General features: G+C 69.9%; 19 protein-coding genes and 1 tRNA gene. 12 read left to right on the forward strand and 8 right to left on the reverse strand.

Features of this window, described 5'->3' with window-relative positions; genetic code table 11:
• The first annotated feature begins 245 nt into the window (after positions 1–245).
• The 6 genes from OHB00_RS21840 (at position 246) to OHB00_RS21865 (ending at position 5,094) form a co-directional block, all read left to right on the forward strand.
• Positions 246–320, forward strand: a tRNA-Gln gene (locus tag OHB00_RS21840).
• A 119-nt stretch (positions 321–439) separates the two neighbouring features.
• Positions 440–1,888, forward strand: coding sequence for a bifunctional UDP-N-acetylglucosamine diphosphorylase/glucosamine-1-phosphate N-acetyltransferase GlmU (gene glmU, locus OHB00_RS21845; protein ID WP_406436696.1), 1,449 nt, complete (start codon positions 440–442; stop codon positions 1,886–1,888).
• 141 nt (positions 1,889–2,029) lie between these two features.
• On the forward strand, positions 2,030–3,010 hold the full coding sequence (locus tag OHB00_RS21850; RefSeq protein WP_406436698.1) for a ribose-phosphate diphosphokinase: 981 nt from the start codon (positions 2,030–2,032) through the stop codon (positions 3,008–3,010).
• A gap of 221 nt (positions 3,011–3,231) precedes the next feature.
• On the forward strand, positions 3,232–3,825 hold the full coding sequence (locus OHB00_RS21855; RefSeq protein ID WP_406436700.1) for a 50S ribosomal protein L25/general stress protein Ctc: 594 nt from the start codon (positions 3,232–3,234) through the stop codon (positions 3,823–3,825).
• 108 nt (positions 3,826–3,933) lie between these two features.
• On the forward strand, positions 3,934–4,551 hold the full coding sequence (gene pth, locus OHB00_RS21860) for an aminoacyl-tRNA hydrolase (protein WP_406436702.1): 618 nt from the start codon (positions 3,934–3,936) through the stop codon (positions 4,549–4,551).
• 42 nt (positions 4,552–4,593) lie between these two features.
• Positions 4,594–5,094, forward strand: a complete 501-nt coding sequence (locus OHB00_RS21865) for a hypothetical protein (RefSeq protein ID WP_406436704.1) — start codon at positions 4,594–4,596, stop codon at positions 5,092–5,094.
• 74 nt (positions 5,095–5,168) lie between these two features.
• Here OHB00_RS21865 and ppc read toward each other — a convergent pair whose 3' ends face one another.
• Positions 5,169–7,901, reverse strand: coding sequence for a phosphoenolpyruvate carboxylase (gene ppc / locus OHB00_RS21870; protein ID WP_406436706.1), 2,733 nt, complete (start codon positions 7,899–7,901; stop codon positions 5,169–5,171).
• A 307-nt stretch (positions 7,902–8,208) separates the two neighbouring features.
• On the opposite strand from ppc, the gene OHB00_RS21875 reads away from it, so the two are divergent.
• Together OHB00_RS21875 and OHB00_RS21880 are read left to right on the forward strand one after the other, a co-directional pair.
• Positions 8,209–9,219, forward strand: coding sequence for an acyl-CoA desaturase (locus tag OHB00_RS21875; RefSeq protein WP_406436707.1), 1,011 nt, complete (start codon positions 8,209–8,211; stop codon positions 9,217–9,219).
• The gene (locus OHB00_RS21880; RefSeq protein WP_406436709.1) at positions 9,216–9,890 is read left to right on the forward strand and encodes a TetR family transcriptional regulator; all 675 of its coding nucleotides are present in this window, start codon (positions 9,216–9,218) and stop codon (positions 9,888–9,890) included. The genes OHB00_RS21875 and OHB00_RS21880 overlap by 4 nt, the downstream gene beginning before the upstream one ends.
• Positions 9,891–9,900: 10 nt before the next feature.
• Here the strand turns inward: OHB00_RS21880 and OHB00_RS21885 are convergent, their stop codons facing one another.
• The 3 genes from OHB00_RS21885 to OHB00_RS21895 all read right to left on the reverse strand — a co-directional run bounded on the left by OHB00_RS21885 (position 9,901) and on the right by OHB00_RS21895 (position 11,331).
• On the reverse strand, positions 9,901–10,074 hold the full coding sequence (locus OHB00_RS21885; RefSeq protein WP_406436711.1) for a CsbD family protein: 174 nt from the start codon (positions 10,072–10,074) through the stop codon (positions 9,901–9,903).
• 79 nt (positions 10,075–10,153) lie between these two features.
• On the reverse strand, positions 10,154–10,516 hold the full coding sequence (locus OHB00_RS21890) for a VOC family protein (protein WP_406436713.1): 363 nt from the start codon (positions 10,514–10,516) through the stop codon (positions 10,154–10,156).
• Positions 10,516–11,331, reverse strand: coding sequence for a trans-aconitate 2-methyltransferase (locus OHB00_RS21895; protein WP_406436715.1), 816 nt, complete (start codon positions 11,329–11,331; stop codon positions 10,516–10,518). The genes OHB00_RS21890 and OHB00_RS21895 overlap by 1 nt, the downstream gene beginning before the upstream one ends.
• Positions 11,332–11,420: 89 nt before the next feature.
• Between OHB00_RS21895 and tamR the strand changes: the two genes are divergently transcribed.
• Positions 11,421–11,918, forward strand: coding sequence for a MarR family transcriptional regulator TamR (gene tamR / locus OHB00_RS21900; RefSeq protein WP_406436717.1), 498 nt, complete (start codon positions 11,421–11,423; stop codon positions 11,916–11,918).
• A gap of 102 nt (positions 11,919–12,020) precedes the next feature.
• On the opposite strand, the gene OHB00_RS21905 is transcribed toward tamR, so the two are convergent.
• Positions 12,021–12,794, reverse strand: a complete 774-nt coding sequence (locus tag OHB00_RS21905) for a LuxR C-terminal-related transcriptional regulator (protein WP_384040918.1) — start codon at positions 12,792–12,794, stop codon at positions 12,021–12,023.
• 261 nt (positions 12,795–13,055) lie between these two features.
• On the opposite strand from OHB00_RS21905, the gene OHB00_RS21910 reads away from it, so the two are divergent.
• Positions 13,056–13,514, forward strand: coding sequence for a GNAT family N-acetyltransferase (locus tag OHB00_RS21910; RefSeq protein ID WP_406436719.1), 459 nt, complete (start codon positions 13,056–13,058; stop codon positions 13,512–13,514).
• A 3-nt stretch (positions 13,515–13,517) separates the two neighbouring features.
• Here the strand turns inward: OHB00_RS21910 and galK are convergent, their stop codons facing one another.
• From galK to galT, 3 genes are read right to left on the reverse strand one after another with little or no spacing between them, the layout of a single operon-like run.
• Positions 13,518–14,675: a galactokinase gene (gene galK, locus OHB00_RS21915; RefSeq protein WP_406436721.1), complete on the reverse strand. Its 1,158-nt coding sequence runs from the start codon at positions 14,673–14,675 to the stop codon at positions 13,518–13,520.
• The gene (gene galE / locus OHB00_RS21920) at positions 14,675–15,637 is read right to left on the reverse strand and encodes a UDP-glucose 4-epimerase GalE (protein ID WP_406436723.1); all 963 of its coding nucleotides are present in this window, start codon (positions 15,635–15,637) and stop codon (positions 14,675–14,677) included. The genes galK and galE overlap by 1 nt, the downstream gene beginning before the upstream one ends.
• On the reverse strand, positions 15,637–16,695 hold the full coding sequence (gene galT, locus OHB00_RS21925) for a galactose-1-phosphate uridylyltransferase (RefSeq protein WP_406436725.1): 1,059 nt from the start codon (positions 16,693–16,695) through the stop codon (positions 15,637–15,639). Before galT ends, galE begins: the two co-directional genes overlap by 1 nt.
• A 125-nt stretch (positions 16,696–16,820) precedes the next feature.
• Between galT and OHB00_RS21930 the strand changes: the two genes are divergently transcribed.
• Together OHB00_RS21930 and OHB00_RS21935 are read left to right on the forward strand one after the other, a co-directional pair.
• Positions 16,821–18,545, forward strand: a complete 1,725-nt coding sequence (locus OHB00_RS21930; RefSeq protein WP_406436727.1) for a sodium:solute symporter family protein — start codon at positions 16,821–16,823, stop codon at positions 18,543–18,545.
• Positions 18,546–18,572: 27 nt separating this feature from the next.
• Positions 18,573–18,905, forward strand: a complete 333-nt coding sequence (locus OHB00_RS21935; protein WP_406436729.1) for a hypothetical protein — start codon at positions 18,573–18,575, stop codon at positions 18,903–18,905.
• Positions 18,906–18,954 lie beyond the last annotated feature (49 nt).

The following is an 18,954-nucleotide window of genomic DNA, read 5'->3' on the forward strand; positions in this document are numbered from 1 at the left end:
TACACCACACTCCGTAACCGAACAACACCGAAATCTCCCGGTACTCAGCCAACAGGGAGGGGCCGAGCATGTCGGCATCGAATCGGCCGAGTTGCCCGGGACGGCCACGGGTGTCGACCAGGGTGTCTGCGCGTCGACGGCAGGGGTGGAGCCGAGTTGTACCGTCGCATCGAGGGCCGGTGGTACGGCATAGTAGGAGGCGCCACTCGACGACCTGACTAAATGTCCGGTTCAGTCGATAATGTTCCCCCGTGGTGTAATTGGCAGCACTGTGGCTTTTGGTGCCATCTGTCCGGGTTCGAGTCCTGGCGGGGGAGCCATGCGCGTTCGGTTCGGGCCCTGACAGCACCGTCAGGGCCCGCTCTCATGTCCCCCATGAAACGCCCCGGTATCCTGCGGATGTCACCCCCAGCCGTCCAAAAAGCCGAAGGGCAACTCCGTGAGCGCCATTCGCCCGGCAGCCGTCGTCGTTCTCGCAGCGGGTGAGGGCACCCGTATGAAGTCGGCCACACCGAAGGTCCTGCATGAGATCTGTGGCCGTTCCCTGGTGGGTCATGTGCTCGCCGCCTCCCGTGAGTTGGACCCCGAGAACCTGGTCGTCGTCGTCGGGCACGCGCGCGAGCAGGTCGCCGCGCATCTCGGCGAGGTCGACGCGACCGTCCGTACCGCCGTGCAGGAGCGGCAGAACGGCACCGGGCACGCCGTGCGGATGGCGCTGGAGGAGCTGGGCGGGGCGGTCGAGGGGACCGTGGTCGTGGTGTGCGGGGACACCCCGCTGCTGACCGGGGAGACGCTGAAGGCGCTTGCCGGGACGCATCACGGGGACGGCAACGCCGTGACCGTGCTGACCGCCGAGGTGCCGGACGCGACCGGTTACGGCCGTATCGTGCGCGACGCCGCCTCCGGGGCCGTGACGGCCATCGTCGAGCACAAGGACGCCTCCGACGCGCAGCGGGCGATCCGGGAGATCAACTCGGGGGTGTTCGCGTTCGACGGGCAGTTGCTCGCGGACGCGCTGGGGAAGGTGCGGACCGACAACAGCCAGGGCGAGGAGTACCTGACGGACGTCCTCGGGATCCTGCGGGAGGCCGGGCACCGGGTGGGGGCGTCGGTGGCCGGCGACCACCGGGAGATCGCCGGGATCAACAACCGGGTGCAGCTGGCCCAGGCGCGGCGGATCCTCAACGACCGGCTGCTGGAGCGCGCGATGCTCGACGGTGTGACGGTCGTGGATCCGGCCACCACGTGGGTCGATGTGACCGTGACCTTCGAGCAGGATGCCGTCGTGCATCCGGGGACGCAGTTGCTGGGTGCGACGCATCTGGCGCAGGGTGCCGAGGTCGGGCCGAACAGCCGGCTGAAGGACACCCGGGTGGGCGCCGGGGCGCGGGTGAGCAACACGGTGTCCGATTCCGCTCATGTCGGTGCGGACGCGTCCGTGGGACCGTATGCGTATCTGCGGCCGGGGACGCGGCTGGGGGCGAAGGGCAAGATCGGTACGTACGTGGAGACGAAGAACGCGTCGATCGGGGAGGGGACGAAGGTTCCGCATCTCTCCTATGTGGGCGACGCGACGATCGGCGAGTACTCGAACATCGGTGCGGCGAGCGTGTTCGTGAACTACGACGGGGAGAACAAGCACCACACCACCGTCGGGTCGCACTGCAAGACGGGTTCGGACAACATGTTTGTGGCGCCTGTCACGATCGGGGACGGTGCGTACACCGCTGCCGGGTCTGTGATCACGAAGGACGTACCGCCCGGTTCGCTGGCCGTGGCCCGCGGTCAGCAGCGGAATATCGAGGGCTGGGTGGCTCGCAAGCGTCCGGGGAGTTCGGCGGCGAAGGCCGCCGAGGCGGCTTCCCGGCGGGGCGCGAGCGAGGACTGACCGGAAACAGGTGCGCCGAAGACGTCGTACCGTGATAAGTGCACACCCGCACCTAACCAGCTGATTCGGCCTTCCGTGCCCGGCACACAGGGCGCTGGAGATCCAGCTGTACGGCTGAGACACCTCTGAGGAGACAGTGCTGTGACCGGGATCAAGACGACCGGCGAGAAGAAGATGATGTTCTTCTCCGGCCGCGCCCACCCCGAGCTTGCCGAGGAGGTCGCCCAGCAGCTGGGTATCGGGGTCGTCCCGACGAAGGCCTTCGACTTCGCGAACGGTGAGATCTACGTCCGCTATCAGGAGTCGGCGCGTGGTGCCGACTGCTTCGTGATCCAGAGCCACACGGCTCCGATCAACCAGTGGATCATGGAGCAGTTGATCATGATCGACGCGCTGAAGCGTGCGTCGGCGCGGTCCATCACGGTGATCGTGCCGTTCTACGGTTACGCGCGGCAGGACAAGAAGCACCGGGGTCGTGAACCGATCTCGGCGCGGCTGGTCGCGGACCTGATGAAGACGGCCGGCGCGGACCGGCTCCTGACCGTGGATCTGCACACCGACCAGATCCAGGGCTTCTTCGACGGCCCGGTGGACCACCTGTTCGCGCTTCCGCTGCTCGCGGACTACGTGGGCGGGAAGGTGGACAAGGAAAAGCTGACGGTGGTGTCCCCGGACGCCGGCCGGGTGCGGGTGGCGGACCGGTGGTGCGACCGGCTCGGCGCGCCGCTCGCCATCGTGCACAAGCGGCGCGACAAGGACGTGGCGAACCAGGTCACCGTCCACGAGGTCGTGGGTGAGGTCAAGGGCCGGGTGTGCGTCCTGGTCGACGACATGATCGACACGGGTGGCACCATCTGTGCGGCGGCCGACGCGCTGTTCGCGCATGGCGCCGAGGACGTCATCGTCACCGCCACGCACGGTGTGCTGTCGGGTCCGGCGGCGGACCGGCTGAAGAACTCGCGGGTGAGCGAGTTCGTGCTGACGAACACGCTGCCGACGCCGGGTGAGCTGAGCCGGGATCTGGACAAGATCACGGTCCTGTCGATCGCGCCGACGATCGCGAGCGCGGTGCGTGAGGTCTTCGAGGACGGTTCGGTGACGAGCCTCTTCGACGAGCAGTGAGGTTTCTGCGCCGACTGCGCTGACCGCCGCTGAAGATCCTTTTGGGTACGGCCTCCCCCTCCGAGTAGACTGCTCAGGTTGCTCGGCGAGGGAGGCCACGCCTCCGTTATCGACGCGCTCTTCGTAGCAGGCCGTTCGTGGCCGGGTGACCTCCCCCACTCTCGACTCCGCTCGAGCGGGGGGGACCCCCATCGCATCTACCTCTACGAGGAGTGATCACCATGTCCGAGGTGAAGATCGCCGCCGAGACGCGCAGCGAGTTCGGCAAGGGTGCCGCGCGCCGTATCCGCCGTGACAGCAAGGTCCCCGGTGTCCTGTACGGCCACGGTTCGGACCCGATCCACCTGACCCTGCCGGGCCACGACCTGCTGCTCGCGCTGCGTACGCCGAACGTCCTGATCTCCCTGGACATCGACGGCAAGTCAAACGAGCTGGCGATCCCGAAGTCCGTGCAGCGCGACCCGATCAAGGGCTTCCTTGAGCACGTCGACCTGCAGCTGGTCAAGCGGGGCGAGAAGGTCACGGTCGAGATCCCGGTGCACACCGAGGGCGAGCTGGCCCCCGGTGGCTACCTGCTGGAGCACGTTCTGAACGCGCTGCCGGTCGATGCCGAGGCCACCCACATCCCCGAGTCCGTCTCCGTCTCCATCGAGGGCCTGGAGGCCGGCGCCTCCGTCCTCGCCAAGGACATCACCCTGCCGTCCGGCGTGACCCTGGCGGTCGAGGAGGACGCGGTCGTCCTCCAGGTCCTCTCCGCGCAGGCGGAGGAGGCGACCGAGGGCGAGGCCACGTCCGAGGAAGCCGCCGAGGCCTGAGTCCTCGGTTCAGGTGCCGGCTGCTGAACAGGCGCCCGGCACACAGCAGCTGAGCTCCAGCCGCCGTCCCCTTTCCCGGGAGCGGCGGCTGGCGCGTATCAAGGAGAGATGGACGTGACCACCCCCGCAGGCGGCGCCCCCGCCAACGCTCCCTGGCTGATCGTCGGGCTCGGTAATCCCGGGCCGGAGTACGCGATGAACCGGCACAACGTCGGGTTCATGGTCGTGGAGTTGCTCGCCGGGCGGATCGGGGGGAAGTTCAAGCGGGCCGGGAAGGCTCAGGCGCAGGTCGTGGAGGGGCGGCTGGGGGCGCCGGGGCCGGGCAGCCGGCGGGTGGTTCTGGCCAAGCCGATGTCGTTCATGAACCTCTCCGGCGGTCCGGTGAACGCGCTGCGCGACTTCTACAAGGTGCCGGTGGCGAACATCGTGGCGATCCACGACGAGCTGGACATCGACTACGGCGTGCTCCGCCTCAAGCTGGGCGGCGGGGACAACGGGCACAACGGGCTGAAGTCGATGACGAAGGCGATGGGGCCGGACTATCACCGGGTGCGGTTCGGGATCGGCCGGCCTCCGGGTCGTATGCAGGTCGCCGACTTCGTGCTGAAGGACTTCTCCGCCACCGAGCGCAAGGAGCTGGACTACTTCGTGGACCGGACCGCCGACGCGGTGGAGGCGCTGGTCAGCGAGGGGCTGGAGCGGGCGCAAAGCTCGTACAACTCCTGACTTGTCCCCCACGGCAGTTGACCGGCCGTAGGGACATGGCCAATGATCCCGGCCATGCCTGCTGCCTCCGCCGCCTCCTCCCGTACGGCCCCCGTCGACGCGCTGCGTGTCGTGTCGATGGGCGCGGTCGCCGTGCTGATCCTGGTCGCCGGGGTGTGGGGCTCCTGGGGCACCGCGCAGCACGTGATGCTGACGAAGGGCAAGGAGCGGGGCACGGTCAAGGTGGCGGCGTGCGGTGCGGACACCTGCACGGGGCCGTTCACCCCGGTGTCGGCGGGTGCGCCGGCGCGCGCCACCGTCGTGATCGGCAAGTCGGTCGCGGTGCGCAGGGGGCAGACGTACGACGTGATCGTGAAGCCCGGCACCGATGACGTGGTCCGGTCCGGTCCCGCCGGGATCCTGTACGCGTGGGTGCCGTTCGGCGGTGCGCTGCTGCTGGCGTCGGTGGTGGTGGCCGGGGGCCTGCGGCTGCGGCGGGTGGCGTGGGTGCTGGGCGGTTCGGGGCTCGCGCTGCTCACGGCGGCGTTCGCCGCGGTGCAGTGAGACGAGCCGTGCGGTGAGACGACCGGTGCCCCCGGGGTGTACGACCCCGGGGGCACCGCCGTGTCCGGCCGTGGTCAGCCGGTGTTGCGCAGGCCCGCCGCCACGCCGTTGACCGTGAGCAGCAGGGCGCGGGCGAGCAGCGGGTCGGGCTGCCGGCCCGCTGCCGCCGCGTCGCGCTGGCGCTTGAGCAGAGTGACCTGGAGGTAGGAGATCGGGTCCAGGTAGGCGTCGCGGATGGCGACGGTCTGCTTGAGCACCGGGGTGGCGTCCAGGAGTTCGGCCTCACCGGTGATCTTCAGGACCTCGGCGACCGTCAGCTCGTGCTCTTCGCGGATCGTGTCGAACACGTGCTTGAGCTCGTCGGGGACGAGCGAGTCCACGTAGTGCTGGGCGATCCGCAGGTCGGTCTTGGCGAGGGTCATCTCGACGTTGGAGACGAAGTTGCGGAAGAAGTGCCACTGTTCGTGCATCTCGTCCAGGACGGTGTCCAGGCCGGCCTCGCGCAGCGCCTTCAGCCCGGAGCCGACGCCGAACCAGCCGGGGACGATCTGCCGGGACTGGGTCCAGCCGAACACCCAGGGGATGGCGCGCAGGCCGTCGAGCGAGACGCCGGAGCCGGGGCGGCGGGAGGGCCGGGAGCCCAGGTGCAGGTCGGCGAGCTGGTCCACCGGCGTCGACGCGAGGAAGTACGTCGGCAGGTCCGGGTCCTCCACCAGGCGGCGGTAGGCCGCGTGGGCGGCGTCGGAGACGACGTCCATGGCGGCGTCCCAGCGGGCCAGGGCCTCCACGGACTGGCGGGGTGCCGTGTGCAGGGCGGAGGCCTGCAGGGTCGCGGCGACCGTCAGTTCCAGGTTCTCCCTGGCCAGGGAGGGGATCAGGTACTTGTCGGAGATGACCTCGCCCTGCTCGGTCACCTTGATCTCGCCCTCCAGGGTGCCCCAGGGCTGGGCGAGGATGGCGTCGTGGGAGGGGCCGCCGCCGCGGCCGACGGTGCCGCCGCGGCCGTGGAAGAGGCGCAGGCGTACGCCGTAGCGGTGGGCGACGTCGCGCAGCCGGCGCTGGGCGCGGTGGATCTCCCACTGGGAGGTGGTGATGCCGCCGAACTTGGAGGAGTCGGAGTAGCCGAGCATGACCTCCTGGACGTCTCCGCGCAGTGCCACCAGACGGCGGTACGACGGGTCGGAGAGCATGTCCTCCAGGATGGTGTCGGCGGCCTTGAGCTCGTCGGTGGTCTCCAGGAGCGGCACGATGCCGACCTTCGCCCAGCCGGCGTGCAGGTCGACCAGGCCCGCCTCGCGGGCGAGGACGGCAGCGGCGAAGACGTCGTCGGCGCCCTGGCACATGGAGATGATGTAAGACTCGACGACCTCGGGGCCGAAGACCTCCAGGGCCTTCTTCACGGTCTCGAAGACGCCGAGGGTCTTGGCGCCGGCCGCGTCGACGGGTGCCGGGGTGGGGGCGAGCGGCCTTCTCGACCTGAGCTCCTTGGCGAGGAGCTTGGCGCGGTACTCGCGGGGCATGTCGGCGTAGCGCCAGGACTCCTCGCCGAGGCGGTCGAAGAGCTGGCCGAGGGCGTGGTGGTGGGCGTCGGCGTGCTCGCGGACGTCCATGGTGGCGAGCTGGAGGCCGAAGGCGGCGAGGGTGCGGATCGTCCGGGCCAGGCGGCCGTCGGCGAACAGGCCGCCGCGGTGTTCGCGCAGGGAGGTCTGGATCAGCCGCAGGTCGCCGAGGAGCTCGGCGGTGCCGAGGTAGTCGCGGCCGGGCTCGTGCGGGGTGCCGGTGGCCAGGCGCTGCTTGGTGTTGGTCAGCTTCTGCCGGATGCAGGTGGCCTTGAGGCGGTAGGGCTCCTCGGCGTTGAGGCGCTTGTAGCGGGGGCTGATCTCGGGGAGGAGCTCCAGGTCGGCCCGCAGGGACTCGAGGAGTTCCTCGGTGGCGCCCGTGTAGCGGATGGAGTTGGAGAGGAAGCCGCGGAGCTCGTCGATCATCTCCAGGGCGTCGTTGATGCCGTGCTCGTGCTGGAGGATCAGGACGTCCCAGGTGACCTGGGGGGTGACGTTGGGGTTGCCGTCGCGGTCGCCGCCGATCCAGGTGCCGAAGGTCAGCGGACGGGTGTCGTCGGGGAGCTTGACGCCGACCCGCTCCAGCTCCGCCGTCAGGTCCTCCAGGACGTCGCCGACGGCGTCGGCGTGCAGCTCGTCGAGGTAGTAGATGGCGTTGCGGGCCTCGTCGGCGGGCTCCGGGCGTACGACGCGCAGCTCGTCGGTCTGCCAGACGAGGTCGATGTTCTCGGCGAGGCGGATGTCGGTGCGGCGGCGGTCGGACTCGATGACCGGCGTGTCCAGGAGCGCGGCGATGCGCCGGAGCTTGTTGAGGACCGAACGGCGCGCGGCCTCGGTGGGGTGTGCCGTGAAGACCGGGCGGACGTTGAGGTTCTGCACGGTCTGGCGCAGGTGCTCGGGGTCGGCGTCCTTGAGCCGGTCGGCGGTGCGGGCGAGGAGACCGCCCTCGGCGCCGCGGCGGGCGCGCAGCTCACGGCCACGGTGCACCTGCTCGGTGACGTTGGCGAGGTGGAAGTAGGTGGAGAAGGCGCGGACCAGCTTGGCGGCGGTCTCCAGTTCGATACCGCGCAGCAGTTCGGCGGCGGCCTCGCCGTCCTCGCGGGTGAGGCGGCGGACCTTCTCGACGAGCTCCAGCAGCTCGGGGCCCTCCTGCCGGACGAGGGTCTCGCCGAGGAGGTCACCCAGTCGCCGGATGTCGGCTCGCAGCTCACTATTGGTCGTGGTGGTCTGGTCGTCGGCACTGCTCACAGGTGCGGCTCCTTGCAGTGTTGAAGCTCGTCTGGAGGGAACCCGTCAGGCGGCCGGGCGGCAGGCGGGGCCTGTCCGCATACGGGCCGGGCATCCGGGAAGGAAACAGAGCGGACCGCGCTGTCCGACCGATCCAAGGATAGGTGTCCATGAGGACGCGCAGGTTCTGGGGCTCTTGCCGCGAGACGCCTCACTGCCATACTTACGTCGCCGTAGGTTACGGAACCGTAGGGAAGTACCTCTATCGTCCCATTCGGTCGCCGCGGAATCGGCACCTCTCCAACCCTCGACCCCACAGGGGACGCGCATGACCTCGTCTAGTTCCGATGTGATCGAAGACGCCCATAAGCCGGCCGGCTCTCCTGGTCCGTCCGCCACACTGGGCGGCGAGCAGAAGGGTTCGATCGAGCAGCTCACCCTGCTGCTGTTCATCGTCGTACCGTTCCTCGCGCTGCTGGCGGCGGTGCCGCTGGCGTGGGGCTGGGGCGTGAGCTGGCTCGACCTGGGCCTGCTGGTGTTCTTCTACTACCTGGGCTGTCACGGCGTGACCATCGGTTTCCACCGTTACTTCACGCACGGCTCGTTCAAGGCGAAGCGGCCGCTGAGGGTCGCGCTGGCGATCGCGGGCTCGATGGCGGTGGAGGGCCCGCTGGTGCGCTGGGTGGCCGACCACCGCAAGCACCACAAGTTCTCCGACGCGGAGGGCGACCCGCACTCGCCGTGGCGGTACGGGGAGACCGTGCCGGCGCTGATCAAGGGCCTGTGGTGGGCGCACATCGCCTGGATGTTCGACGAGGAGCAGACCTCGCAGGAGAAGTACGCGCCGGATCTGATCAAGGACCCGGCGATCCGGGCGATCTCCCGGCAGTTCATCTACTGGACGGTGCTGTCGCTGGCGCTGCCGCCGCTGATCGGCGGCCTGGTGACGATGTCCTGGTGGGGTGCGTTCACCGCGTTCTTCTGGGGTTCACTCGTCCGGGTGGCGCTGCTCCACCATGTGACGTGGTCGATCAACTCGATCTGCCACGCGGTGGGCAAGCGGCCGTTCAAGTCCCGGGACCGCTCGGGCAACGTGTGGTGGCTGGCTGTGCTGTCCTGCGGCGAGTCCTGGCACAACCTGCACCACGCCGACCCGACCTCGGCGCGGCACGGGGTGGAGCGCGGGCAGCTGGACTCCTCGGCACGGATCATCCGCTGGTGCGAGCAGCTGGGCTGGGCGTACGACGTGCGCTGGCCGTCACGCTCACGTATCGATTCGCGCCGTAACACCGGGGAAGGCGGCTCCCGGCAGGGGGCCGAGGCCGCGAAGGCGGCATGATTGACGCCGTGGCGACCGACTCCAGCACTCCCAGTCCGGACAAGCAGCGGCGGGCGCGTCGTACCCGTATGACCGGTGCGGAGCGCCGCCAGCAGCTGTTGGAGATCGGTCGCACCCTCTTCGCCTCGAAGGGTTTCGAGGGCACCTCGGTGGAGGAGATCGCGGCGAAGGCCGGGGTCTCCAAGCCGGTGGTGTACGAGCACTTCGGCGGCAAGGAGGGGCTGTACGCGGTGGTGGTCGACCGGGAGATGCGGCGCCTGCTGGACATGGTGACCGGCTCCCTCACGGCCGGTCATCCGCGGGAGCTGTGCGAGCAGGCCGCGTTCGCGCTGCTCGACTACATCGAGGAGTACACGGACGGCTTCCGGATCCTGGTCCGGGACTCCCCCATCCCGCAGTCGACGGGTTCCTTCGCCTCGCTCATCTCGGACATCGCGACCCAGGTGGAGGACATCCTGGGCCGCGAGTTCAAGAGCCGCGGCTTCGACCCCAAGCTGGCCCCGCTGTACGCGCAGGCGCTGGTGGGCATGGTCGCCCTGACCGGCCAGTGGTGGCTCGACGTGCGCCGCCCGAAGAAGGCGGAGGTCGCCGCCCACCTGGTGAACCTGGCCTGGCACGGCCTGGACGGCCTGGAGCAGAAGCCGCGGCTGATAGGGCACCGCAAGGCCTGAGCCCGGGTGCTCAGTGCTTGAAGATGTCCTTCGTCTTCTCCTTGGCCTGGCGCGCGTCGCCCTTCGACTGCTCCAGGCGGCCCTCGGCCTCCAACGGCAGATCGCGCGTCGCGCGCCCGCCGACCTCCTTGGCCTTGCCCTTCATCTGTTCCTTCTTGCCCTTGGCCTTCTGATGTCCTGACACAGCCAATCCCTCCTGACGCGGATACGTGCGTGGGGTCATTGCCCCGGGTAACCAGAGGCGGGCCGGGGCAAACGGTGGCTCAGCGCACCGGTTCCAGGAACTCCAGGCGGTTGCCGACCGGGTCCTGGGAGTAGAAGCGGCGGTGTCCGGGGAGGTCGTCGTCCCAGGTGACGAGGGCGCCGCCGGCCGTGAGCCGTTCGGCGTACGCCTCTATGTCCGTGACCCGGAGTCCCGGGTGAGCCCGCAGGGCGGGACGGAACGCCGCCTCGACCCCCAGGTGCAGGTGCACGGTCCCGGCCCGGAACCAGCAGCCGCCGCGCGCCGCGAGCACGGGCGGCTTGGGGATCTCGGTCATGCCGAGGAGATCGACGTAGTAGGCACGCAGCAGGTCCTCCGAGCCCGGCGGTACGGCCAGCTGGACGTGGTCGAGGGCGGTCAGCATCAGGCGTCCTCCTTGCGGGCGACCGCGAACAGGCGGCGGAAGGGCAGGACCGTGCCGTAGGGGGCGCTCGGGTAGGCCTCCCGCAGCAGGTCGCGGTACTCGGCGACGAAGGCGTCCCGGGCCTCGGGGTCGTCGCCGAGGACGGTGAGCGCGGGGCGCAGACCGGTGCCCTTGACCCAGTCCAGGACGGGGTCCTCGCCCTCCAGGACGTGCAGGTAGGTGGTCTCCCAGACGTCGGTGGCGCAGCCGAGGCGGGCGAGCCGGTCGAGGTAGACGGCCGGGGGGTGGACGGAGTCCTCGTGGCGCAGGACGTCGGCGAGCCGGACCTTCCAGCGGGGCGTGGCCGCGAGCTCGCGCATCAGGGCGTGCAGGGGCGCGTCGATGTTGTTCGGCACCTGGAAGGCGAAGCTGCCGCCGGGAGCGAGCGCGTCGAGCCAGCCGGCGAAGCGGTCGAGGTGGCCGGGGACCCACTGGAGCGCCGCGTTGGACACGATCAGGTCGTACGGCCGTTCGGGCGCCCAGGTGCGCAGGTCGGCGTGGGCGAAGTCGAGGCGGCCACCGCCGGGGGTGGGTCCGGCGTGCTCGACCTGGGCCTTGTCGAGCATCGCGGGCGAGTTGTCGTAGCCGGTGATGTGCGCGGTGGGCCAGCGCTCGGCGAGGACGGCGGTCACGTTGCCGGGGCCGCAGCCGAGGTCGGCGACGGCCGGGGGTTCGCCGGGGAGGGTGGGGACCCGGGCGAGGAGGTCGGCGAAGGGGCGGGCGCGGTGGCCGGAGTGACGGAGGTACTGGGCGGGGTCCCAGGCAGGAGTCGTCATGTCCTCCACCTTCCCCGGGCAAATATCTCGATGTCAAGAAACTCGATATCAAGAGACTTCATGTCGACACAACCACTACACTGATCGCCATGGAGGACGAGGTCGATCGGCTGGTGGCTGCGTGGCGCCGGGAGCGCCCGGACCTCGACGTGGAACCGCTTGAGGTGCTCAGCCGGGTGAGCCGGCTGGCACGGCACCTGGACCGGGCACGTCGGCTGGCCTTCGCCGAGCACAGCCTGGAGCCCTGGGAGTTCGACGTGCTCACCGCGCTCCGGCGCGCGGGCACGCCGTATCAGCTCTCCCCCGGGCAGTTGCTGACGCAGACCCTGGTCACTTCGGGGACGATGACCAACCGCATCGACCGGCTGGCCAAGAAGGGCCTGGTGGAACGGCTGCCGGACCCCAGCGACCGGCGGGGCGTGCTGGTACGGCTGACCACCGAGGGCCAGGACCGGGCGGACCAGGCCCTGGCAGGTCTCCTCGCCCAGGAAAGAGCGATCCTCGGCGAACTCTCCCCCATCCAACGATCCGAACTCGCCGGACTGCTACGCCAGTTGACCGCCCCGTTCGACAACATCCCCGGCTAGGCAGCGCCCCGAAGGGGCGCGGGAACTGCGCGACCAGCCACGACGGCGCCGCAGTCGGCATACGGCATGGCGCGGCACTTCCAGCGGAGCGCTTGGCGCTGATCAGGCGCTGCTGCTCTCCTCCGGCATGATCCGCCCGGCGGGCCCCAGGTCCACCGGCCCCACCCCGGCCCGGCGCGCCAGCGCGACCGCGGCCAGGGTGGAGTGGACGCCGAGTTTGCCCAGGACGTTCTGCATGTGGGTGCGGACGGTGTGCGGGGACAGGAAGAGGCGCTCGGCGACGGCCTTGCGCCCCAGGCCCGCCACCATGCACCGGAGCACTTCCCGCTCCCTCGGGGTGAGGGACTCCACCAGGCGTTCGCTCTCGGTACGGTGCTTGCGGGCCGCCGTCAGCTCCCGCAGCACGCCCGTGAGCAGGGCGGGCGGCAGATGCGTCTCGTCGCGCAGCACGCCCCGGATGACGTTCAGCAGCCGGGACAGCGAGCAGTCCTTGGCCACCCAGCCACAGGCACCGGCCTGCAGGGCCAGGGCCGCGCGCCGCGGATCGTCCTTCTCGGCGAGGACGACGACCCGGACCGCGGGCTGGGCCGAGCGGACGCCCGCGACCAGCGATATGCCGTCGACCAGCCCCTCCTCGTTGGCCTCCTGCACCGGCACGGCCGCCCGGCCGCCGGGCAGTTGACCGCCCAGGTCGGCATCGACGAGCAGCACGTCGTAGCGGCGGCCCTCGGCGACCGCGCGCTCCAGGCAGCGCAGCGCGGCCGGACCGCTGCCGGCCGCGGAAACGTCGACGTCGGGCTCGGCCGCCAGCGCGGCGGCCAGCGACTCGGCGAAGATGCGATGGTCGTCGACGACCAGGACTCGGATACGAACCACGAAACCCCCTTCCCCAATGCTCTTCACGAGCAGGGGATACCCCAAGGTCCGGAGAACGACGACCCACGCGGACACGACACCCGCAGGAGGACGGAACCGCACGGCCGCCGCCGTGCCTGAACTGCTACCCCCACCGCGGGCGTCGTATCCGACTTGTCTCGCCCCCTGATCAGCACCGGCCCCCACCGGTACTGCTCATCAGAGTACGGCCGGTCGCCGGGAGCGGAAGGCAATTTGCAGAACTGCCCGGCCGGCGCGTTTATGGTGTGCCGCATGTTTCGTATTGAGGCGGAAGTCGACAAGGAACGACGCGATCTGCTCCGCGCGCGGCTGCTGGCCACCAACACGGCGGCCTCTCCGGTCCTCGCGGCTCTGCGCGGCACGCCGGCCGAACGCGACGTGCCGCTGCACCTGTGGGCGATGGACGAGAGTTCGGGCGACATGGCCGGCGGGCTGGTCGGGCACAGCTGGGCGTCCTGGCTGCACGTCACCTACCTCTGGGTGGACGCCCGCCACCGCGGCACGGGCCTCGGCGGCGGCCTGCTCGCGGAGGCCGAGCGGATCGCCCGCGCGGACCGCGCCTGCACCGCGGCCCGCCTGGAGACCTGGGACTTCCAGGCCCCGGAGTTCTACCGGAAGCAGGGGTACGACGTGGTGTGCGTGATCCCCGACTATCCGCCGGGGATCACGGAGTACACGCTGGTGAAGAAGCTGGGCTGAGCCTCAGCTCTCCCGCCGGGCGCCCGCCGACGGCACCGCCTCGAACACCCGCGGGACCTTGAATCCGGCCGCCGCGAAGGCCTCTTCGACCGCCTTGGTGATCGTGTCGACGTCGGCCGCCTCGGTGAGGACGATCGCCGAGCCGCCGAAGCCGCCGCCGGTCATCCGGGCGCCCAGCGCGCCGGCCGCGTTCGCCGCCTCCACGACCAGGTCCAGCTCGGGGCAGGAGACCTGGAAGTCGTCGCGCAGCGAGGCGTGGCCCTCGGTGAGGACCGGGCCGATGGCCCGGGTGTCGCCCGCTTCGAGGAGGGCGACGACGCGCTCGACGCGGTGGTCCTCGGTGACGACGTGGCGGACCAGACGCCGTACCTCCGCCTCGTCGCCGAGGCGGTCGAGCGACGCGTCGAGGTCGTCGTAGGCGATGTCCCGCAGCGCGTCCACGCCCAGCAGGGCCGCGCCCTTCTCGCAGCCGGCCCGGCGCTTGCCGTACTCGCCGTTGCTGTGAGCGTGCTTGACCTGGGTGTCGACGACCAGCAGGCGCATGCCCTCGGCCGCGAGGTCGAAGGGGATCTGCTTCTGCGAGAGGTCGCGGGTGTCCAGGAACAGGGCGTGGCCCTGCTCGCAGCACGCCGACGCCGTCTGGTCCATGATGCCGGTCGGTGCCCCGACGTAGACGTTCTCCGCGCGCTGGCACAGGCGGGCCAGCTGCCAGCGCTGCAGGCCCAGTTCGAAGAGGTCGTTGAGGGCGAGGGCGATCACCACCTCCAGGGCCGCGGAGGAGGACAGGCCGGCGCCGGTCGGGACGGTGGAGGCGAGGTGCACGTCGGCGCCGGTGACCGGGTGTCCGGCCTCCCGCAGCGCCCAGACCACGCCCGCCGGGTACGCCGTCCACTCCTGGTCGGTGCCGGGTTCCAGGGCGTCGAGGGCGAGTTCGACGATCCCGCCCTCGACGTCGGAGGAGTGCAGCCGCAGCACACCGTCGGTGCGGCGGGCGACGGCGGCCGTCGCCACGTGCGGCAGGGCGAACGGCATCACGAAGCCGTCGTTGTAGTCGGTGTGCTCGCCGATCAGGTTGACCCGGCCCGGCGCCGCCCAGACGCCGTCGGGAGCCGTGCCGTACAGCTCCTCGAAGGCGGCTCCGACCTCTGTTGCTGCCCCCACTACTGCTCCCTTGCGATGTTCTGCGCGAACTCCCAGGCGTCCGCGACGATCCCCGCGAGGTCCGCGCGGGTCGGGTTCCAGCCCAGCTTCTCGCGGGCGGTGGCCGCCGAGGCGACCAGGACCGCCGGGTCGCCGCCCCGGCGCGGGGCCACGACCTCGGGGATCGGGTGGCCGGTGACCTGCCGGACGGTCTCGATGACCTCGCGGACCGAGAAGCCCTCGCCGTTGCCGAGGTTGCAGATCAGGTGCTCGCCGGGCCGTGCGGCCGTGAGGGCCAGCAGGTGGGCGTCGGCCAGGTCGGCGACGTGGATGTAGTCGCGGATGCAGGTGCCGTCGGGCGTCGGGTAGTCGTCACCGAAGACGGAGATGGCCTCGCGCCTGCCCTGGGCGACCTGGAGGACCAGCGGGATCAGGTGCGACTCGGGGTCGTGGCGCTCGCCCTGCGCGCCGTACGCCCCGGCCACGTTGAAGTAGCGCAGGGAGACCGCGCCCAGGCCGTGGGCCGCCGCCTCGCCGGTGATCATGTGGTCGACGGCCAGCTTGGTGGCGCCGTAGGGAGAGGTGGGGGCGGTCGGGTCGGTCTCGGTGATCGGGGTGTGGACGGGCTCGCCGTAGGTGGCCGCCGTGGAGGAGAAGACGAGCTTGCGGACGCCGGCCTCGCGCATGGCGGCGAGCAGCGCCATGGTGCCGCCGACGTTGTTGTCCCAGTACTTCTCGGGCTTCACGACCGACTCGCCGACCTGGGAGAACGCGGCGAAGTGCAGCACCGCGTCGTAGGAGGGGTCCAGCCACTTGGCGGCGTCGCGGATGTCGCCCTCGACGAAGGCGGCGCCCGCCGGGACGCCCTCCCGGAAGCCCGTGGACAGGTTGTCGAGGACGGTGACCTCGTGGCCCGCCTCCAGCAGGTGCTGGGCGACCACGCTGCCGACGTAACCCGCCCCGCCCGTCACCAGGTACTTCATCAACTCGCTACCTCTCGCAGTCGCTCGGCCGCGCGCTCCGGCGGCACGTCGTTGATGAACACGCTCATGCCCGACTCGGAACCCGCGAGGAACTTCAGCTTGCCGGACGTTCGGCGGATGGTGAAAAGCTCCAGGTGCAGCGCGAAGTCGTCGCGCGTGACACCCTCGAACTCCTCCAGCGTCCCGAACGGCGCCTGGTGCCAGGCGGCGATGTAGGGCGTGGAAGGCTCACCCTCGCCGAAGATACGGTCGAAGCGCCTCAAGAGTTCCAGATAAACCTGGGGGAACTCTGAGCGCGTCGCCTCGTCGAGCCCGAGCAGGTCGGGGACGCGGCGCTTCGGGTACAGGTGGACCTCGTAGGGCCAGTGTGCCGCGTACGGCACGAAGGCGACCCAGTGTTCACTCTCAAGGACGACCCGCTCGTCGGCGAGTTCACGCGCCAGGACGGCGTCGAAGAGGTTCTCCCCGCCGGTGGCCTCCTTGTGCGCCGCCAGTGAACGCAGCATCAGGGCGGTGCGCGGGGTGGTGAAGGGGTAGGCGTAGATCTGGCCGTGCGGGTGACCGAGCGTCACGCCGATCTCCTCGCCGCGGTTCTCGAAGCAGAACACCTGCTCGACGGAGGGGAGATGCGACAGTTCCGAGGTCCGGTCGGTCCACGCGTCGAGGACCAGCCGCGCCTGCTCCTCGGTGAGGCTCGCGAAGGACGCGTCGTGGTCCGAGGTGAAGCAGACCACCTCGCAGCGCCCGGAGTCGCCGGCCAGCGAGGGGAAACGGTTCTCGAAGACCACGACGTCGTACGACGAGTCCGGGATCTCGCTCAGCCGGTCGCCCTCGGTCGGGCACAGCGGGCACTGGTCGGCCGGCGGGTGGTAGGTGCGGCCCTGCCGGTGCGAGGCGATCGCGACCTGGTCGCCGAGCAGCGGATCACGGCGGACCTCGGAGGTGGTGTGCGTCCGCTCCAGCGGACGGCGGTCCACCGCGTCCCGCACGGTGTCGTCGCGCAGGTCGTAGTAGATGAGTTCGCGACCGTCGGCCAGCCGGGTCGAGGTCTTCTTCACTGCGGACTCCCATTGATCGAGCCAGCCAACCATCAAACAGAACCGAACACACCAAAACACAACTCACCACGCCAGTCAACATCGCAATCAATCAAGGTGAGACAACGAAAGTGTTGAATTACTGGGTGCAGAACCCCACAGATGCCCCCGTATCCCCCACATACCTCGCGACGGATCTCACCACGGACCTCGCGGCGGGGCTGCGGCTCCCGACCAACGGCCTGGACTACACGATCCTGGCGATCTACTTCGTCGTCGTGCTGGGCATCGGCTTCGCGGCCCGTCGCTCGGTGAAGACCAGCCTCGACTTCTTCCTCTCCGGACGGTCGCTGCCCGCCTGGATCACCGGTCTCGCCTTCATCTCGGCGAACCTGGCCGCGACCGAGATCCTCGGCATGGCCGCCAACAGCGCGCAGTACGGCGCGTACACCGTGCACTGGTACTGGATCGGCGCCGTTCCGGCCATGGTCTTCCTCGGCCTGGTGATGATGCCCTTCTACTACGGCAGCAAGGTCCGCTCGGTCCCCGAGATGCTGCTCCTCCGCTTCGACAGAGCCGCACACCTGCTCAGTTCGATCCTGTTCGCCTTCGCGGCCATTCTGATCGCCGGTGTGAACCTGTACGCCCTGGCGATCGTCGTGGAGGCGCTGCTGGGCTGGCCGCAGTGGGTGGCGATCGTGGTCGCCGGCGCGTTCGTGCTGGCGTACATCACCCTCGGCGGTCTCTCCTCGGCCATCTACAACGAGGTGCTGCAGTTCTTCGTGATCCTGGCCGCGCTCATCCCGCTGTCCGTGCTCGGCCTGAAGAAGGTCGGCGGCTGGGACGGCCTCGTCGACAAGCTCACCGCCACCCACGGCCACAACTTCACCACCGCCTGGGGCGGCACCGGCATCGGCTCGGTCAACCCGCTCGGCGCGAACTGGCTGACCATCGTCCTCGGCCTCGGCTTCGTGCTCTCCTTCGGCTACTGGACGACGAACTTCGCCGAGGTGCAGCGCGCCCTGTCCGCGAAGAACCTCTCCGCCGCCCAGCGCACCCCGCTGATCGCCGCCTACCCGAAGATCTTCATCGTCTTCCTGGTGATGATCCCGGGTCTGGTCGCCGCCGCGCTGGTGCCGAACATCGGGACCGCGAAGTCAGGCCTCCAGTACAACGACGCGATCCCCTACCTGATGTCGCAGCTGCTGCCCAACGGTGTCCTCGGCATCGCGGTCACCGGGCTGCTGGCCGCGTTCATGGCCGGCATGGCCGCCAACGTGTCGTCCTTCAACACCGTGTTCACGACGGACATCTGGGCGAAGTACGTGGTCCGGGGCCGCGAGGACGGCTACTACGTCCGCTTCGGCCGCCTCATCACCGCGATCGGCGTCTGCGCGTCCATCGGAACCGCGTTCCTGGCGTCGTCCTTCTCGAACATCATGAGCTACCTCCAGACGCTGTTCTCCTTCTTCAACGTGCCGATGTTCGTCGTCTTCATCGTCGGCATGTTCTGGAAGCGCGCATCGGCGAAATCCGGCTTCTGGGGGCTGCTCGCGGGCACGGTGACCGCGATGGTCAACTACTTCGTCCTCTACAAGCGGCACATCATCGACATCCCCTCCGACCAGGGCGCCAACTTCGTCTCCGCGATCGCCGGGTTCGTCGCCGGCGCGGTGGTGATGGTGATCGTGTCCCTGTTCACCGCGCCGAAGCCCGAGGCGGAGCTGGCGGGCCTCGTCTACGGCACGACGTCCCCCGGCATGACCGAGGCGCCCGCGCCCGGCGACGAGGCCTGGTACCGGCGGCCGGCGCTGCTGGGGTGGGGTGCGGTGGTCCTCGCGGCCCTCTGCTACATCCCCTTCTCGTTCTGATCGCCGTCGCTGGAGAATGGAGACACCATGACCGACGACTCCGGGCACTCCGGGTTCCACTACTCCGAGCAGGACGTCCAGCGGGAGGTCACCGAGCTGGAGGGCCGGTCCACGACCGCCGCGCGGATCTTCGACCTGCGGCGGATCATCGGCGGGCTGTTCGTCCTGTACGGGGTCATCGTCACGATCACCGGGATCACGGACTCGCAGGCCCAGATCGACAAGGCACAGGGGATCAACATCAACCTGTGGACCGGGATCGGGATGCTGTTGCTGGGGGTGTTCTTCCTGGTGTGGCTGTGGCTGCGGCCGACTCCGCCGCCGGTGCCTCCGGTGGAAGGAGAGGGTGAGGCGGAGTAGGTCGTCCTTCGGGTGCGGGTGCGTGGGGGCTGGTCGCGCCCGCGCGGCG

Origin of the sequence: Streptomyces sp. NBC_00631 (genome assembly GCF_045206895.1) — a bacterium.
Lineage (GTDB): Bacteria > Actinomycetota > Actinomycetes > Streptomycetales > Streptomycetaceae > Streptomyces.

Excerpts from the sequence above, each read along its gene's own strand:
- OHB00_RS21865 (WP_406436704.1), top strand. The coding sequence starts at position 4,594 with ATGATCCCGGCCATGCCTGCTGCCTCCGCCGCCTCCTCCCGTACGGCC.
- OHB00_RS21895 (WP_406436715.1), bottom strand. The coding sequence starts at position 11,331 with ATGACGACTCCTGCCTGGGACCCCGCCCAGTACCTCCGTCACTCCGGC.
- pth (WP_406436702.1), top strand. The coding sequence starts at position 3,934 with ATGGACGTGACCACCCCCGCAGGCGGCGCCCCCGCCAACGCTCCCTGG.
- OHB00_RS21935 (WP_406436729.1), top strand. The coding sequence starts at position 18,573 with ATGACCGACGACTCCGGGCACTCCGGGTTCCACTACTCCGAGCAGGAC.
- OHB00_RS21855 (WP_406436700.1), top strand. The coding sequence starts at position 3,232 with ATGTCCGAGGTGAAGATCGCCGCCGAGACGCGCAGCGAGTTCGGCAAG.
- OHB00_RS21910 (WP_406436719.1), top strand. The coding sequence starts at position 13,056 with ATGGTGTGCCGCATGTTTCGTATTGAGGCGGAAGTCGACAAGGAACGA.
- OHB00_RS21875 (WP_406436707.1), top strand. The coding sequence starts at position 8,209 with ATGACCTCGTCTAGTTCCGATGTGATCGAAGACGCCCATAAGCCGGCC.
- galE (WP_406436723.1), bottom strand. The coding sequence starts at position 15,637 with ATGAAGTACCTGGTGACGGGCGGGGCGGGTTACGTCGGCAGCGTGGTC.
- OHB00_RS21890 (WP_406436713.1), bottom strand. The coding sequence starts at position 10,516 with ATGCTGACCGCCCTCGACCACGTCCAGCTGGCCGTACCGCCGGGCTCG.
- OHB00_RS21880 (WP_406436709.1), top strand. The coding sequence starts at position 9,216 with ATGATTGACGCCGTGGCGACCGACTCCAGCACTCCCAGTCCGGACAAG.
- tamR (WP_406436717.1), top strand. The coding sequence starts at position 11,421 with ATGGAGGACGAGGTCGATCGGCTGGTGGCTGCGTGGCGCCGGGAGCGC.